At 40.3% G+C, this 16325-nt stretch carries 15 protein-coding genes; 14 read left to right on the forward strand and 1 reads right to left on the reverse strand.

The features are described 5' to 3' along the window. Positions 1 to 191: 191 nt before the first annotated feature. Positions 192 to 1655, reverse strand: a complete 1464-nt coding sequence (locus DN730_RS10250) for an MBL fold metallo-hydrolase (RefSeq protein WP_115468046.1) — start codon at positions 1653 to 1655, stop codon at positions 192 to 194. Between the two features lie 383 nt (positions 1656 to 2038). Here DN730_RS10250 and DN730_RS10255 point away from each other — a divergent pair, with 383 nt between their 5' ends. The 14 genes from DN730_RS10255 (at position 2039) to DN730_RS10320 (ending at position 15724) form a co-directional block, all read left to right on the forward strand. After that, positions 2039 to 2401, forward strand: coding sequence for a MarR family EPS-associated transcriptional regulator (locus DN730_RS10255; protein WP_115468047.1), 363 nt, complete (start codon positions 2039 to 2041; stop codon positions 2399 to 2401). Beyond that, positions 2398 to 3399, forward strand: coding sequence for an NAD-dependent epimerase (locus DN730_RS10260; protein ID WP_115468048.1), 1002 nt, complete (start codon positions 2398 to 2400; stop codon positions 3397 to 3399). Before DN730_RS10255 ends, DN730_RS10260 begins: the two co-directional genes overlap by 4 nt. Next, on the forward strand, positions 3396 to 4577 hold the full coding sequence (locus tag DN730_RS10265; RefSeq protein ID WP_115468049.1) for a nucleotide sugar dehydrogenase: 1182 nt from the start codon (positions 3396 to 3398) through the stop codon (positions 4575 to 4577). The genes DN730_RS10260 and DN730_RS10265 overlap by 4 nt, the downstream gene beginning before the upstream one ends. Positions 4578 to 4586: 9 nt before the next feature. Continuing rightward, on the forward strand, positions 4587 to 5777 hold the full coding sequence (locus tag DN730_RS10270; RefSeq protein ID WP_115468050.1) for a UDP-N-acetylglucosamine 4,6-dehydratase: 1191 nt from the start codon (positions 4587 to 4589) through the stop codon (positions 5775 to 5777). 12 nt (positions 5778 to 5789) lie between these two features. Continuing rightward, positions 5790 to 6938 (forward strand): LegC family aminotransferase, encoded by a 1149-nt coding sequence (locus DN730_RS10275; RefSeq protein WP_115468051.1) that lies wholly within the window; start codon positions 5790 to 5792, stop codon positions 6936 to 6938. A gap of 1 nt (position 6939) precedes the next feature. Then, entirely contained in the window at positions 6940 to 8091 is a 1152-nt protein-coding gene (gene neuC, locus DN730_RS10280) for a UDP-N-acetylglucosamine 2-epimerase (protein ID WP_115468052.1), read from the forward strand. Positions 8092 to 8096: 5 nt separating this feature from the next. Beyond that, the gene (gene neuB / locus DN730_RS10285; protein WP_115468053.1) at positions 8097 to 9170 is read left to right on the forward strand and encodes an N-acetylneuraminate synthase; all 1074 of its coding nucleotides are present in this window, start codon (positions 8097 to 8099) and stop codon (positions 9168 to 9170) included. Continuing rightward, a complete protein-coding gene (locus DN730_RS10290; RefSeq protein WP_115468054.1) occupies positions 9163 to 9825 on the forward strand; it encodes an acetyltransferase in 663 nt (220 codons plus the stop codon). Before neuB ends, DN730_RS10290 begins: the two co-directional genes overlap by 8 nt. Before the next feature lie 2 nt (positions 9826 to 9827). Next, on the forward strand, positions 9828 to 10889 hold the full coding sequence (locus tag DN730_RS10295; RefSeq protein WP_115468055.1) for a nucleotidyltransferase family protein: 1062 nt from the start codon (positions 9828 to 9830) through the stop codon (positions 10887 to 10889). Between the two features lie 3 nt (positions 10890 to 10892). Continuing rightward, the gene (locus DN730_RS10300; RefSeq protein ID WP_115468056.1) at positions 10893 to 11873 is read left to right on the forward strand and encodes a Gfo/Idh/MocA family protein; all 981 of its coding nucleotides are present in this window, start codon (positions 10893 to 10895) and stop codon (positions 11871 to 11873) included. Positions 11874 to 11886: 13 nt separating this feature from the next. Further along, on the forward strand, positions 11887 to 12597 hold the full coding sequence (locus tag DN730_RS10305; protein ID WP_115468057.1) for an acylneuraminate cytidylyltransferase family protein: 711 nt from the start codon (positions 11887 to 11889) through the stop codon (positions 12595 to 12597). Further along, positions 12572 to 13342 carry an oxidoreductase gene (locus tag DN730_RS10310; protein WP_211313866.1) on the forward strand — a complete coding sequence of 257 codons (771 nt, stop codon included), beginning with the start codon at positions 12572 to 12574 and terminating at the stop codon, positions 13340 to 13342. The genes DN730_RS10305 and DN730_RS10310 overlap by 26 nt, the downstream gene beginning before the upstream one ends. Next, positions 13339 to 14709, forward strand: a complete 1371-nt coding sequence (locus DN730_RS10315; RefSeq protein ID WP_115468059.1) for a hypothetical protein — start codon at positions 13339 to 13341, stop codon at positions 14707 to 14709. Before DN730_RS10310 ends, DN730_RS10315 begins: the two co-directional genes overlap by 4 nt. A 106-nt stretch (positions 14710 to 14815) precedes the next feature. Further along, positions 14816 to 15724: a sulfotransferase gene (locus DN730_RS10320; RefSeq protein WP_115468060.1), complete on the forward strand. Its 909-nt coding sequence runs from the start codon at positions 14816 to 14818 to the stop codon at positions 15722 to 15724. Positions 15725 to 16325 lie beyond the last annotated feature (601 nt).

The raw sequence follows: 16325 nt of genomic DNA on the forward strand, positions 1-16325 counted from the left end.
GGGTATAAAAATATCAAACTTTAATGTCAAGGGGAGTGGGTAAGGTAGAGTTAAAAAATATCAAACTTTACTTTACTCAGGCCATCTAAAGCGTCATTTTCATATCAAACTATAATGTCGCTGTACACTCCTGTGGGTCGGGTTTCAGCTCGACAAATTTCTTGTCGCAATTCATTTTGAAATTACCATATTTAACCAATTACCACGTCACTCTCTGGTACCGCTTCCTGCAATACCCTCTGCAACATCTTTTTGGCTTTATCATCCCCATGCACTAACTTAACTTGCTTAGGCCTTTTCTCCATCCCTGTTATAAACGACACCAAATCGCGTTGCCCCGCATGAGCTGAATACCCGCCAATCTGCCAAACTTTGGCATTGATTTCATATCGCTCGCCATCGAGTGTTACATAACCATTGGGCCGTTCGTGATAGGTTAAAATCTCACTTCCAGGTGTACCCTGAGCCTGATAGCCGACAAACACCACATCATTACGATGATCCCCCAATAACGCTTTGAGATAATTTACAATCCGCCCGCCTGCACACATGCCCGACGCCGCAATGACGATCGCAGGGCGTGACTGCTTTGCTAAATACGCCACTGTTTGAATATGTTCCTCATGGCTGTTAATCGTCGTTAATTGCTCAAAACTCAACGGATGCCTGTCGCTTTTCAGCACTGTTGTTGCTTCCTTATCCCAATACGGCTTTAACTCGCGATAGACGGTCGTAAACTTACTCGCCAACGGCGAATCAACGACAATATCTAAATCCGACCAATGTACTGCTCGACCACGACTGGTATGGCTAATTGTCTTATCTTGACGAGAAGGGGGCTTCTGGGCGTGAATAATCGACTCAATCTCATACAACAACTCCTGAGTCCTTCCAATTGAAAATGCTGGAACCAGTACCACGCCACCATCCGCCAACGCCCGTTCCATAGAGGCTTGCAAACGCTCACGACGGTGCGCCCGATCTTCATGGTTGCGATCACCATACGTACTCTCCAACACCAACTGATCTGCTCTTACTGGCGGTAATGGTGCTGTCAGCAACGGCGCGTAAGGCGCTCCCAAATCACCCGAAAACACCACAACCCAACGCTGATCTGTCGATCGGAATTCATTCCGACAATCACCTGCGTCCTCTACCCGGTACGTCACATATGCGGACCCCAAAATATGCCCCGCTGGGCTCAACATCACTTGCAACCTTTGTCTCGACTCAACCAACTCAACCTTATGCCAATCACCATACTCAAGCAGCACAATCTGCTGTACCAACCGTGCCAAACACGCATCAATAATGCTGCGATTCCGCGTCACCCCAACTTTCAACGCATCTTCAATCACCAACGGCAACAACTTCGCACTCGGCACACTGCAAAAAATCGGTCCATCAAACCCTGCCGCCAGCAGATACGGCAACCGTCCAACATGATCAATATGCACATGGGTAATCACCAATGCCCGCACTGTCGACACATCAAACTCAATGGCCAATTTTGCTGCTCCAGCTCCCGATCCTGATGTTTCAGCTCCCTGAAACATCCCAATATCGATTAACACACTGTTTTGTGCATCGAGGATCAACTCATGGCACGACCCCGTAACGCCATTCACCGCTCCATGGTGTTTAATTTCATACATCCTTATTACTCCTCTTCGTTTGTAAGTTGGGATTATTCCGAAACCCCCTAAACTGACGGCGCCTGCCTACCATTTATACAACGCTAACATCCACAAATGGGAATATTTACCATTTGTTGACTCAAATTATGACCACTTTTCTTCCATATTGTGTTTACACAAACTAACGCTCTGCATTATCATTGTTCATCTCTTGAACGCATGCCCTCGGCAAGGATCTAGCACGTGGCTATTTCAACAGCACCTCGACTCCCACACATCGAGTTTTCATCTCATGATGTTTGCTTGCCTGCGTCTTACATCTCTCTGTCACAAACACACTGTATATTGTTAGGATTTTTCGCTGTTGCTGCAGCTTACACAACACCTTACGGCAACGCACAATGCTGACAGAAGAGTACCGCTACAAAATTCTAAAAGAGCTAGAAGCAGATCCACACGTGAGTCAGCGTGAGCTTGCGAGGCGCCTTGGTATAAGCCTCGGTAAAGCTAATTTTTGTCTCAAAGCCCTGATCGAAAAAGGTCTTGTCAAAGCTGAAAATTTCAAGAATAACGCAGATAAAAGCGGGTATTGGTATTTGTTGACCTTAAAGGGCATCGAAGAAAAGGCCGCCCTAACGAAGCGGTTTTTAGAGAGAAAGATACAAGAACACGAAGAGCTTACTGCGGAGATAGAAATGCTCAGGAAGGAAGTGCAACAAACAAATCATCAAAATATGACTCAGCGGAACGATCAAAGTATATGAAATATTTAGTGACTGGCTCAGCCGGATTTATTGGTATGCACGTCTGTGAACGTTTGTTAAATGCAGGGCATGAAGTGGTCGGGCTGGATAGCCTTAATGCTTATTACTTACCCGCGTTAAAACAGCATCGCCTTGAGAAACTGCTACCACATGAAAGTTTTAGGTTTGTAAAAATGGATTTATCTGATCGTGACGGTATGGCGACTCTATTTAAAGAAGAGCAATTTCAGCGAGTGATCCATTTGGCTGCTCAAGCAGGCGTGCGTTACTCGTTAGAGGCGCCATTCGAATATGTGGACAGCAATTTAGTCGGGATGATAACGATTCTTGAAGGCTGCCGTCACAACAAAGTAGAGCATTTGGTATACGCCTCGTCCAGTTCTGTGTACGGTATGAACACCAAGATCCCATTTAGCGAATCTGATACGGTAGATCACCCGGTGTCACTGTATGCTGCGACCAAGAAATCTAATGAGCTGATGGCACATTCGTATTCTCATTTATACGATATCCCTACAACAGGGCTACGTTTCTTTACTGTGTATGGCCCGGGTGGCCGCCCTGACATGGCACCTTGGTTATTTACTGAAGCAATTCTTAACGACAAGCCCATCAAGGTATTTAACCATGGCAAAATGATGCGTGATTTCACCTACATTGATGACATTGTCGAAGGAGTTGTTCGCATTCAAGATGTCCTGCCGCAAGCGCAACAGAGCCAAGGCACTACTGCGCCTTACTCGATTTACAATATTGGCAATAATCAACCCATTCAACTGTCCGAGTTTATCGAAGCGATTGAAACTGCTTGTGGTAAGTCAGCCAAGAAAATCTACATGGATATGCAGCCAGGAGATGTGCCAAAAACCTACGCAGATACAGCCCAACTAGAGGCTGCCGTAGGATACAAACCCGCCACGACGATACAAGAAGGTATGGTGAAGTTTGTAGAATGGTATAAGATTTTTCAGGCAAAGCTTAAGGAATCGGGTAAATGAGCCAACAACAACTTAAAATAGCCATTGCTGGTACAGGCTATGTCGGTCTTTCTAATGCCATGCTGCTAGCACAGCACAATGATGTAGTCGCGGTCGATATCGTGCCAGAAAAAGTCGAATTGCTGAATAACAAACAGTCACCGATAGCTGATGCTGAAATTGAAGATTTTCTAGCGAATAAAGCGCTTAACTTCACTGCCACTTTAGATAAGCAGCAAGCCTACCGAGGTGCAGACTTTGTCATCATCGCTACGCCAACGGACTATGATACTGAAACCAACTACTTTAACACAAAAAGTGTAGAAGCAGTGATTCAAGACGTTAATATGATCAACCCAGATGCCGTGATGGTGATTAAATCGACGGTTCCAGTGGGCTATACCAAGAGCGTTAAAGAGAAGTTTAACTGCGATAATATCATCTTCTCTCCGGAGTTTTTGCGTGAAGGAAAAGCTCTCTACGATAATTTATATCCTTCCCGTATTATAGTCGGTGAGCGCACTGAGCGCGCCCAACAGTTTGCTGATTTGCTTAAGCAGGGTGCAGTCAAACAAAATATTGAAGTGCTATTGATTGACAGCACCGAAGCTGAAGCGGTGAAGCTGTTCTCAAATACTTATCTAGCGTTACGAGTGGCTTACTTTAATGAACTCGATACCTACTGTGAGTCGCATGGTTTAGATACTAAGCAAATCATTGATGGTGTCTCTCTGGATCCACGCATTGGCAACCATTACAACAATCCCAGTTTTGGTTACGGCGGCTACTGCTTACCAAAAGATACTAAGCAGTTACTGGCCAATTACCGAGATGTACCGAATAACTTGATCAGAGCGATTGTTGACTCTAACTCAACGCGCAAGGATTTTATTGCCGACTCAGTCATCAAGCGTACTCCTAAAGTCGTCGGTATTTATCGTTTAGTAATGAAAACGGGTAGTGATAACTTTCGTGCCTCGGCCATCCAAGGCATTATGAAGCGTATCAAAGCCAAAGGAATTGAAGTTGTGATCTATGAGCCAGTGCTAGAGCAAGCCGAGTTTTTCCACTCCCGCGTGGTTAAAGACCTAGCAGAATTTAAACAGATCGCAGATGTAATCGTCGCAAACCGCTTAGCAGAAGAGCTTGGCGATGTGAGCGGAAAGGTCTACACACGTGATTTATTTGGGAATGATTAGAGAGATATTATGAGTGATATTTTAAGCTTAATCGGCAGAGATAGAGCTCTGTTTAGTGCTGATATCAGCGAAAATGAAGGGAAACTATCGCAGATCGTCTCAGCGTCTAAATTTCTAGTTTTAGGTGGTGCAGGCTCAATCGGTCAAGCTGTCACAAAAGAAATTTTCAAACGTAACCCTAAGAAGTTGCATGTTGTTGACATTAGTGAGAACAACATGGTGGAGCTGGTGCGTGATATTCGCAGTTCGTTTGGCTACATTGAAGGTGACTTTCAAACATTCGCGCTGGACATCGGCTCAATAGAATACGATGCTTTTATAGCAGCAGATGGTGGCTATGACTACGTACTGAACCTATCAGCGCTGAAACACGTCCGTAGTGAAAAAGACCCTTTTACATTAATGCGTATGATTGATGTAAATGTCTTTAACACCGAAAAGACCATCCAGCAGGCGATTGATGTTGGTGCTAAAAAGTATTTCTGTGTCTCAACGGACAAAGCTGCGAATCCAGTAAATATGATGGGCGCATCAAAACGCATCATGGAGATGTTTTTAATGCGCAAAAGTGAGTTTGTCGACATATCTACCGCGCGCTTTGCTAACGTTGCTTTTTCTGATGGTTCACTGCTACATGGATTTAACCAGCGTATCCAAAAGCGTCAGCCAATCGTTGCTCCGAATGATATCAAACGCTATTTTGTGACACCGCAAGAGTCAGGTGAGTTGTGTCTTATGTCTTGTATCTTTGGTGAAAATCGTGACATTTTTTTCCCTAAATTAAGTGAAGCCCTGCACCTAATCTCCTTTTCAGATATTGCCGTTAATTACCTCAAGCAGCGCGGTTATCAACCGTATTTATGTTCGTCAGAGGATGAAGCTCGTGAGTTAGTTCATACTCTTCCTGAAAAAGGTCAGTGGCCGTGCCTGTTTACTGGCAGCGATACAACTGGGGAGAAGGATTTCGAAGAGTTCTTTACCGAAAACGAGGTTCTTGATATGTCTCGTTTTGAAAATCTTGGCGTTATTAAAAATACACCTGAGTATGATCAAGCGTTACTTTCTTTGTTTGAAAGTAGCATTTTAGAGATGAAAGCGGCTCGTAGTTGGTCAAAGGAGCAACTCGTCGAGCTATTTTTTAAGATGATTCCTGGTTTTGGACACAAAGAAACTGGCAAATATCTTGATGGTAAAATGTAGGTAGTCTGACTTATGAAATCCCCTTCGATCGTTAAGTTTATTAGAGATACTTATCAAACGAACGAGTTTATACCTCTGCACGTACCTACATTTCAAGGCAATGAGAAATCCTATGTAATGGAAACACTGGATACTACCTTTGTTTCAAGTGTAGGCAAATTTGTAGATGACTTCGAGCATAAAATCGAAGCCTACACAGGTACAGCGAAAGCGGTTGCGACGGTCAATGGTACGGCAGCGCTACACACGGCATTATATATGGCTGGAGTACGACAAGGTGACTTGGTTATTACTCAGGCACTAACGTTTGTTGCTACATGTAACGCGTTGTACCACATGGGCGCTGAGCCTGTTTTTGTGGATGTGTCCCCCGTAAGTTTAGGTCTGTGCCCAAAAGCCGTAGAGGCATTTTTGAGTGATCAAGCAGAAGTGACAGAGACCGGCTGTATACATAAACCTACCGGTAAGCGAATCCAAGCTGTGGTGCCGATGCATACTTTTGGTCATCCGATAGAGTTAGATGAGCTATTAGCCATTTGTCAGAAATGGAGCATTGCACTGGTTGAAGACGCGGCTGAGAGCTTGGGTTCGTTTTATAAAGACAAGCATACAGGTACGATCGGTGATTTTGGTGCTTTGAGTTTTAATGGGAACAAAATCATTACCACTGGAGGCGGTGGTATGGTGTTGTGTCAGTTGTCTGATAAAGGGGGGCGTGCCAAGCACGTGACAACTACGGCCAAGGTTCCTCATGCTTATGAGTTTTTTCATGATGAGCCAGGTTTTAACTATCGTATGCCAAATATTAACGCTGCTCTCGGGTGTGCTCAGATGGAAGTTCTAGACAACTATCTTCAACAAAAGAGGTGTTTAGCAGAGCACTATCGTCGCTTTTTTTCAGGCTCTGAGTATCAGTTTTTCAGTGAGCCAAATTATGCGCAATCGAACTACTGGCTTAATGCAGTTATCTGCCCAGATCAAGAAAGTCGTGAGAGATTATTAAAAGAAACCAATGCTGCCGGTGTGATGACACGCCCTATTTGGAAACTGATGCACCGCTTGCCTATGTTTGAGAATGCGATTCGAGCAGATCTTAGCTTTTCAGAGTTTATTGAAGAGCATCTAGTGAACTTGCCAAGCTCGCCAGTTGAGGTTAAGTGATATGAGAAAAATTGCCGTGTTTACTGGAACCAGAGCCGAGTATGGTTTGCTGTATTGGTTGTTGAAAGATATTCAGGCTGATCCAAGTCTAATATTGCAGCTACTTGTGTCAGGGACGCATCTTTCCCCAGAATTCGGTGAGACCTACAAACAGATAGAAGATGATGGCTTTGTAATAGACGAGAAAGTTGAAATGCTCTTGTCATCAGATTCAGCGGTCGGCACCGCTAAAAGTATAGGGCTTGGAGTAATCGGCTTTACTGATGCGCTTGCTCGTTTAACGCCGGATGTTTTGGTGATTTTGGGGGATCGTTTTGAGGCGCTTGCCGTTGCTCAAACTGCCATGATTCTGCGCATTCCTGTTGTTCACTTGCATGGGGGAGAGATCACCGAAGGCGCTTATGATGATGCAATTCGTCATGCGATAACCAAGCTAAGTTATTTGCATTGTACGTCGACTGAAGAGTATCGTGATCGCGTTATTCAGCTTGGTGAATCACCGGATAGAGTTAAGAATGTCGGTGCTGTTGGTCTGGATCATTTGTCTCGCGCCTCGTTTATGAGTATAACTGAGTTGAGTGACTCTTTAAATTTTCCTCTTAGCCCTTCTTATTTTGTAGTCACCTATCATCCAGTTACATTAGGTGAGGAGCCTCCAGAACAAAGTTTCCAAGCTATGCTGGATGCACTAGATGCCTTTCCAGACTATCAAGTGATTTTGACTTATCCGAATGCAGATGATGGAGGGCGTCGAATTATCCCACTGCTGGAAGCTTATGCTGCTCTTCGATCTAAGCGTATACTGGCTATTCCTTCTCTTGGGCAAGTCCGTTACCTCAGTGCTGTAAAACATGCCTCTGCGGTGATAGGTAACTCATCAAGCGGTATTATTGAAGTGCCTTCTTTTGACGTGCCAACCGTGAATATAGGTATGCGTCAAAAAGGTCGTCTCTCTGCTCGAAGCGTTATTGATGCAGAGCCTAGGGTAGAAAGTATCGCTTCAGCCATAGAGTGTGCTGTCTCTAGGGCATACAAGGAGAAGGATGAGATTATTCTTAATCCATATGGTTCTGGTGACGCAAGTGGTCAGATAATAGATATGATTAAAAATATGATATTCGCCCCATACAAACAGTTTTTCGATGTTAGGTAGTAGTTATGACAGTAGTAATTGCTGAGGCTGGAGTTAATCATAACGGCGATGAAAAGCTTGCATTTGCCTTGATTGACGCAGCTAAAGAGGCTGGAGCTGATATCGTAAAGTTTCAGACATTTAAAGCCAAAAACTTAGTAACAGAAGATGCAAAACAAGCAGAATATCAAATAGCTAATACCAAGAGAGAAGAGTCGCAGTTTGCAATGCTTAGTCGGCTAGAGCTGCCTTATAAAGCTCATCATGAGCTGGTGAATTATTGTAACTCTCAAGGAATTGAATTTTTGTCGACAGCTTTCGATCTTGAAAGCCTTGATTTCTTAGTAAACGACTTGGCTCTCAAGCGATTAAAGCTACCATCGGGAGAGCTAACTAATGCGCCTTTAGTCTTGGCTCATGCCCGCACTGGTTGCGATTTGATCGTTTCAACCGGCATGGCTTCATTGTCAGAGATTGAGGCTGCTCTGGGCATAATAGCATTTGGTTATACTGCGAATGGATCAACACGCCCTTCTTTGCAAGCTTTCCAAGAAGCCTATGTTTCTGACATAGGACAAAAGGTCCTGAAAGAAAAAGTGACGATTCTTCACTGTACTACTGAATACCCTGCGCCGATGAAAGAAATTAACCTCCGAGCTATGGATACCTTGGGACAGGCATTTGGCTTATTGGCAGGTTACTCGGATCATAGTGAAGGAATCACAATACCAGTAGCTGCTGTGGCTCGCGGTGCGGTATTGATTGAGAAACACTTTACGTTAGATAAAAATATGGAAGGACCTGACCATAAAGCATCGCTTGAGCCGCAGGAGTTAAAAGCAATGGTAGCCGCAATACGTCAGGTAGAACAAGCGCTAGGGTCTCGAGTTAAGAAGCCAACAGTATCTGAAGTGACTAATAAACTTGTCGCAAGAAAAAGCTTGGTGGCCGCCAAAGATATAACAATTGGCGAACTGATGACAGAAGCAAACTTAACGATCAAGCGCCCGGGATCAGGAGTGTCTCCTTATCTATACTGGGACTATATCGGTACTGTGTCGAGCCAAAACTATAAGGCTGGAGACTTGATCCGTGAATAGGTCATGTAAACAACCGATTGTTTTGATCGGTGGTGGTGGCCACGCTGCGGTACTTGCCGAAATACTGCTCATGCAAAATAGAGAAATTGTTGCCGTTATAAGCCCAGAGGCAATTCATGAGCGGGCTATATTTAAAGGAATGGTACATCTCAAAGAAGATAGTGATGTGTTCACATTTGATAAAGGCCAAGTAAAATTAGTTAACGGTATTGGTATGTTACCAAAGTGTACATTGAGAAAAAAAGTGAATGAACGTTATCTACAATTGGGTTACCAATTCGAATCTGTGATTGCCGACAGTGCATATGTGTCACCGTCGGCTCTAATTGAAGAGGGAGTCCAGGTTCTTCCCATGGCTATCGTGCATACTGGTGCAATTATAGGGTCTCATAGTATTGTAAATACAGGTGCGCTTGTAGAACATGATTGTAAGGTAGGCTGCTATAACCATATCGCTCCTAAGGCTACGCTTTGTGGTCAAGTTGAAACAGAACAAGATGTTTATATAGGTGCAAGTTCTGTGTTGACTCAGAATATGAAGGTTGGGAATACATCAGTAATAGGGGCTGGCGCTATAGTTACAAAAACATTAAAGCCTTGTAGTATTTTTTATCCTGCTAAAGGTACTCTTAAGCAACAAGAGCATGGATTATAGAGATGAGTCATAGTTGGCAAAAAGCATTAATAAGTGGGTCTAGTAGTATTAAAAAGGCGCTTAGGATTATTGACAGCGAAGCTTTGCGAGTGGCCTTAGTGGTGACTCCAGACCGGAAATTACTGGGAATTATTACCGATGGTGATATACGTCGAGCCTTATTAGATGGACTGTCTTTAGAAGAGCCTGTTAGTAAAATTATGAATACTAGCCCTATTATCGCTTCTGACAGTGCGACGAAAGATCAGCTAGTTGCTTTAATGGAGAAACACCAAGCTCTATCAGTTCCTATTGTTGGGCAAGATGGTGTGGTAACAGGACTTGAAACACTCCATAGCGCCTTAAGTAAGAAACGCTATCAAAACCCTGTCTTTATAATGGCTGGTGGTTTTGGAACACGACTGAAGCCTTTAACAGACAACTGCCCAAAGCCTATGCTTAAGGTTGGCGATAAGCCGATATTGGAGACGGTTATTAAGAGTTTTATAGCATCAGGTTTTAATAATTTCTATATTTCAACTCATTATATGCCAGAGCAAATTCATGAACACTTTAAAGGTGGTGAAGAGCTTGGAGTTAGTATTTTTTATGTGCATGAAGAGTCCCCTCTAGGGACTGGTGGGGCACTTGGACTGCTTCCAGATAATATCCCACAAAACCTCCCTCTAATCATGATTAATGGTGACGTACTAACAACGGTTAATTTTGAGCGCTTGCTCAAGTTTCATGAAGAGAATAATGCTGATGCCACGATGTGTGTACGTGAATATGACTATCAAATTCCTTATGGTGTGATTAATGGTGAAGGTAATAGAATTACTAGTATGGTGGAGAAGCCTGTTCATCGTTTCTTTGTTAATGCTGGAATATATGTATTATCACCAAGAGTCGTAAACTCAGTTGAGAAAAATGAGAGGATTGATATGCCTTCTCTTTTAGAGAAGCACATGAGGGATCGTCAAAATATACTGATGTTTCCTATTCATGAATACTGGTTAGATATTGGTCGAATGGATGACTTTAAAAGAGCGCAAGTCGATATTCACACTTTGGGAATGGAGTAATTTATGCAAACAGTTGCAGTTATTGGTCTTGGTAATATCGCTAAAAGACATCGTAGCAACCTTAAACACCTATTCCCAGATTGTAAGTTATTGGCTATGTCTGCCAGTGGTAGGGTGCCAGATGAGCTTGTATCGAATTGTGATGAAATAGTTACATCTATAGAAGAAATTATTTTAGCTAATACAGAGTTAGTTGTGATTGCATCTCCCGCCTCTCTTCATGTTCAGCATGCTATTCCACTTCTTAACGCTAGAATACCCACGTTAATAGAAAAGCCGATCTCAATGAGTTCTTCGGAGAGTCAAAGAATAATAGATGTATCTTTAACGCATAGTGCACCTGTAGCGGTAGGTTACTGTCTACGCTATCTGCCTTCTGCAAACTATGTCAAAAATGCTTTAGATAAATGCCTGATTGGAAAGATATATAACGCTTACATTGAAACAGGTCAATATCTCCCAGATTGGCGGCCAAATATAGATTACCGTGATAGCGTCTCTGCACAAGAAAATTTGGGAGGCGGAGCCTTGTTAGAACTCAGTCATGAACTAGATTATGCTCAATGGTTATTGGGCTCGTTGAATTTAGAGCATGCTATTTTAAGGCGTAGTGAAGAACTCAGTTTAGATGTTGAGGATTGTGTTGATATTATATTTAAAAATGACGCTGAGACTGTAATTAATATTCATATGGATATGCTTCAGCGCAAAGCATATCGTAAATGTCGATTCGTTGGGTCAGCAGGGGTCTTAGAGTGGGATCTAATTGGAAATAGTCTTAAATTAATAGACTCTGAATCAGAGACTATGCTTTACGAAAATCCAAGCTGGGATAAAAATCAAATGTATCTTTACATGTTGGAAGATTTTATTAATAAGATAGAGGGGAAATGTTATTCGTGTGTTGATATAAATGAAGCTCATCAAATCATAATACTAATTGAAAATATTAAATCATCGTATAACCAATATCAATCAAACTGAGGTTTACTAGAGTATGCGAAATCATGCCTTTGTTTTTGCTCGAGGAGGCTCTAAAGGGCTACCTGGGAAAAATGTTAAGCGTCTACTAGATAAGCCTTTAATACAATATTCAATTGAAACAGCCAAAGCATGTCCGTCGATAGACATGATATTTGTTTCGACAGATGATCGTACGATCGCTAGTGTGGCGCGAGAAAATGGCGCGATAGTAATTGAGAGACCTGAAGAGCTAGCGTCAGACACCAGTCCAGAGTGGTTATCATGGCGCCATGCCGTTGAGTGGGTGTGTGAACATTACGGTAATTTTGAAGGCTTTGTTAGTCTACCCACAACCAGTCCTTTAAGAAGTGTAGAGGATGTCGAGAAAGCTATCTATCAGAGGATAGCTAGTGATGCTGATATATGTGTCTCTATCACTCCTGCAAATAGAAGTCCCTATTTTAATATGGTAAAGAAACTAGCCAATGGATCAGTCACACTTGTTAATAGTCTCGAAGAAGGGGTTTTTAGACGTCAAGACGCCCCTGAAGTCTTCGATATTACGACGGTAGTATATGTGGCCGCCCCAGATTTTGTGCTAGGTAGTGACAGTTTGTTTAGTGGAAAAGTAAGTGGTGTCGAAGTGCCTAAGGAACGAGCTGTAGATATTGATGATATATACGACTTTATGCTTGCTGAAGCTATTTTGAAGAGTGAAAATGATGGAAAAGCTGTTAGAAAATAAGAAAATTTTAATTGCTGGAGCTGGAGGGTTATTAGGGGCGAACTTAGTCTCAGAGGTCCTTGAGCAAGGAGCTAGCGTTATAGCTGCTGACTTGAATGTTGCGGGGTTGAAAGAGTGTCTTCTCTCCAAGGGGGTGAATGTTAATTCCAAAGATATAGAGTTAATAGAGCTTGATATCACAGATGAAAGTAGTGTTGAGAACATTTTTTTTAATCATGACTTTAATGGTGCTGTTAATGCTACTTATCCAAGAAATAAAGAATATGGAAAGCATTTTTTGGATGTTAGTTTAAATAGTTTTAATGAAAACCTATCATTGCATCTAGGAAGCGCATTTTTATTTTCTCAACAGGCAGCCGCCTATTTCATTAGAAAAGGTGAACCTTTTTCACTTGTTAATATATCATCTATTTATGGTGTGGTTGCCCCTGATTTTGATATATATTCTAATACGTCAATGACGATGCCGGTAGAATATGCAGCAATAAAGGCTGCCATTTTGCATCTGAATAAGTATATTGTTTCTTATGTTAAAAATAGTGATTTTCGAATAAATAGTGTGAGTCCTGGTGGGATTTATGACGGACAGCCTGAGATATTTTTGAACGCATATAAGGAAAAGACAAATGGTAAAGGGATGCTATCTGTTAAGGAAGTATTAGGTGGTGTTATGTTTTTACTTTCTGAACAATCAAGATATATTACTGCTCAAAATATAGTGGTTGATGATGGTTTTAGTTTATGATTGAAAGTTCTTTAGAAAATCTTAAAGATTCTGGCTTTATGGATTGTATTTCAGAAAAAACAAATTTGGAAAAAGATGCAGTTTATGGCTTTTTTTACAATTTTATCTTGTTCGAAAGTAAAAGTGATAAGGTTTCTCGCTCTTTCTTTCTTTCTTTCTTAGTTTTGTTTTTTGTACCTATAAGGCTACTTTTTAAATTCAATCGTAAGAATAAAAGTTTTCATGATGTTGCGTTCAATATTTGGAATGATGATTATAAAGTAAAGGTGTATGAAGAGTACTATAAAGATTTGGTTTCTCTTTTAGGTCTGAAATCTATATTTCATTTAAATTCCTTCTCTAAAAAGGAAAGAGTTGGTGATAAAGAATATGTGGCGCAATATATAGATAAGGTTCTGGTTCTTAAATTACTTTTTAATGTTTGCTTTAACCTTAAAGTTTTAAGGCAGTGTTATGTTTTGAGTCGACTTTATAAAGTTAATCTTTTTTATGTGCTTGCAAGGTTTATGAATGTTTTTTTTAAATCTCATGGGCTTGCAAAGGATATAAGAGTAAAGGTTTATGTGACTGCAAACGATTTGTCTGCGTCGCTTTTAAATTATTTTATGTTTAAAAAGTTTGGAATTAAATATATATTGATTCAGTCTTCTCTAAGGGATAGCCGTCTTTTGCAGTATAAGGGAGCTGATATAATATATTGTTATGGGGAGCATCAAAAGTCTTTATATGATAGTAAGGTCAATCAGTTTGCTAGAATAGTTAGTTGCGGTAGCATTAAAAATGCTAATTATCTTAATAAAAAAACCATCAAAGAATATGATGTATTGTTAGTTGAACAGTATTCAGATAAATCAGACTATATTTATTCCACTAATGAGTCATATATGAAAATTTTGAAAAATTTCATACGCTTTTCTCAGGAATTCCCAAACTTAAAGCTTGTATATAGAACTAGACCTGATAAGAGATCTCAGAGAGGGCGTATTAAGATTTATGATTCTATCTTCAATGAACTGGAGAACTCATCTATAGAACAGGATTCAGAGGGTGCATCATATGACCGAGTAATTAGATCTAAGTTAGTTATTGGATATTTTTCAACTTTATGTTTTGAATCAATTGGATTGGGTGTTCCTGCGACCTTTTTTTATTATAATGATCATCAGTTTGAAGTCTTTGATTATGATAATTCAGGAGAGGATGTTTTAGTTACTGACTCCTCTTATGAGGTTTTTAAAAATAAGTTGCTGGATAGGTTAAATAGCGATAATTCAGATTATTTTTCAAAGTATAAATCCATTTACATGAATCAAAAAGATGGTTTAATTGAGACTATCTCTGAAGACATCAAAAAAAGCGTTTTGTGATTGCGCTGTTTGCTATGTTTAGTTCAGGTGATGTATTTCTGGTTTTAAAATTAAAGTGTTTGATGGTGTTTCTAGTTAGTGTTTTTATGATTTTAAAGAGGTGGGAATGAATATATTAGATTTAAATGGTTGGGCTAAGTCTCTAGATGATATGATTATAATTGGTGGAAGTGCTCGAAGTGGAACGACAATGATGGGGAAGTTAATTAATTCTCTTGAAAATACGGAGTATAAATTTGAGCCTCCTGTACTAGTCTCTCTACTTTTGAAGTTTAAAGAGCTTCCCATGAAATCTGTTAAAGAGATTCTTCAATTCTATTTTTATGATGATTTTCTTCTGAACTCTTTGGCGGGAAGAAATGTTAATATGAATTTGAATGATGATAGCTGTATTTTGCATTCCAAATCTAAAGATCAAATATTAAATCGTCAGAACTCATCGTTTAGGCAAACTCAATTGGAGGACTTGGTAAAGGATATAAATTTTAGTTTTAAGCTTCCCGATGTTACATTCTTTCTTAATGAAATGGATCAATTGTTTCCAGGTAATAGAAAAATCCTAATGCATAGATCATACGGTGATGTAATAAGCTCCTTGCTTATGAAGCGATGGTTCTCTGATGAATGCTTAGATCAAAATCACCCTTGTCAAGTATATGCAACGCGATTAATAAATGGAGTTAAGGTGCCGTTTTGGGTAGAGGATGACAGTTTATGGCTAAAAAGTAGTGAGATTGATAGGTGTTCTCAATATTATCTATCTATTTGTAGAAGTATATTAAATGCTAATGATTCAATAGTGGTTGATTATGATCGATTTGTTGAATCGCCTTTTTCTTCTTTTAGGAAGTTGAGTGAAGTAATTAATCTAAGCTTCACGGAAAAGACAGATGAGTTACTTGGAACAATATACAAAAAAGAAGGTAATAGTTTTGAAAATTTTTCAGGTTTTAATAGTGTACTATTAAAAGAACTTAAAATTATTGATGAAAAGGTCAAGGATAAGGCGATCTGAATTTCATTTTAAAAGAGTTTTTAATGGGTAGTAAGGCTATAAGTTGACTTTTTGTGGAAAGTTATTATTTGATGGTGAACGAGGTTAATGCGTTTAAATAAACCAGTGTTAGGTCAATGCTTGTATATAATTCCTTATTCGTGCCTGAAGAAAATTAATTTATTTTAAATTGTATGTTTCTTAATGATGATATTGGTTTCAGTTTAACTATATTGTCTTTTATTCTAAAATGATGTAGTGCAAGAATGTTTTTATGAAGGCGATTGTTTGTGGTATTGCTGCATCGATAGAAATCTCTTTTTTTACTGGTTAATATGTCCTCTATTTATTATGTTGTTATGCGAAAGATGGAGGTTCTTCGATGATTATTCCTGTAGAATATTTGACGATTAAAACAGCTTTTTCTGCTGGGGGAATATGTGGGTGTTTATGTTAATGGTAACAAAATTCGAGTGACATATTATGTCTCCGATCGGTTTGTTGGGTCAACAATCTGAACTTTTTACAAGCCTATAAAGCGCAACTAATAGTACGAAATTCTGGATGTGAACGATGTTACTGGTACAATTACCTATCTGTTATTGAGTTTTTTAGATATGTT

Source organism: Marinomonas piezotolerans (assembly GCF_003362755.1).
In the GTDB taxonomy this organism is placed as follows: Bacteria; Pseudomonadota; Gammaproteobacteria; order Pseudomonadales; family Marinomonadaceae; genus Marinomonas; species Marinomonas piezotolerans.

Excerpts from the sequence above, each read along its gene's own strand:
- DN730_RS10305 (WP_115468057.1), top strand. The coding sequence starts at position 11,887 with ATGCGAAATCATGCCTTTGTTTTTGCTCGAGGAGGCTCTAAAGGGCTA.
- neuC (WP_115468052.1), top strand. The coding sequence starts at position 6,940 with ATGAGAAAAATTGCCGTGTTTACTGGAACCAGAGCCGAGTATGGTTTG.
- DN730_RS10300 (WP_115468056.1), top strand. The coding sequence starts at position 10,893 with ATGCAAACAGTTGCAGTTATTGGTCTTGGTAATATCGCTAAAAGACAT.
- DN730_RS10265 (WP_115468049.1), top strand. The coding sequence starts at position 3,396 with ATGAGCCAACAACAACTTAAAATAGCCATTGCTGGTACAGGCTATGTC.
- DN730_RS10275 (WP_115468051.1), top strand. The coding sequence starts at position 5,790 with ATGAAATCCCCTTCGATCGTTAAGTTTATTAGAGATACTTATCAAACG.
- DN730_RS10310 (WP_211313866.1), top strand. The coding sequence starts at position 12,572 with ATGATGGAAAAGCTGTTAGAAAATAAGAAAATTTTAATTGCTGGAGCT.
- DN730_RS10260 (WP_115468048.1), top strand. The coding sequence starts at position 2,398 with ATGAAATATTTAGTGACTGGCTCAGCCGGATTTATTGGTATGCACGTC.
- DN730_RS10315 (WP_115468059.1), top strand. The coding sequence starts at position 13,339 with ATGATTGAAAGTTCTTTAGAAAATCTTAAAGATTCTGGCTTTATGGAT.
- DN730_RS10250 (WP_115468046.1), bottom strand. The coding sequence starts at position 1,655 with ATGTATGAAATTAAACACCATGGAGCGGTGAATGGCGTTACGGGGTCG.
- neuB (WP_115468053.1), top strand. The coding sequence starts at position 8,097 with ATGACAGTAGTAATTGCTGAGGCTGGAGTTAATCATAACGGCGATGAA.
- DN730_RS10320 (WP_115468060.1), top strand. The coding sequence starts at position 14,816 with ATGAATATATTAGATTTAAATGGTTGGGCTAAGTCTCTAGATGATATG.
- DN730_RS10270 (WP_115468050.1), top strand. The coding sequence starts at position 4,587 with ATGAGTGATATTTTAAGCTTAATCGGCAGAGATAGAGCTCTGTTTAGT.
- DN730_RS10295 (WP_115468055.1), top strand. The coding sequence starts at position 9,828 with ATGAGTCATAGTTGGCAAAAAGCATTAATAAGTGGGTCTAGTAGTATT.
- DN730_RS10255 (WP_115468047.1), top strand. The coding sequence starts at position 2,039 with ATGCTGACAGAAGAGTACCGCTACAAAATTCTAAAAGAGCTAGAAGCA.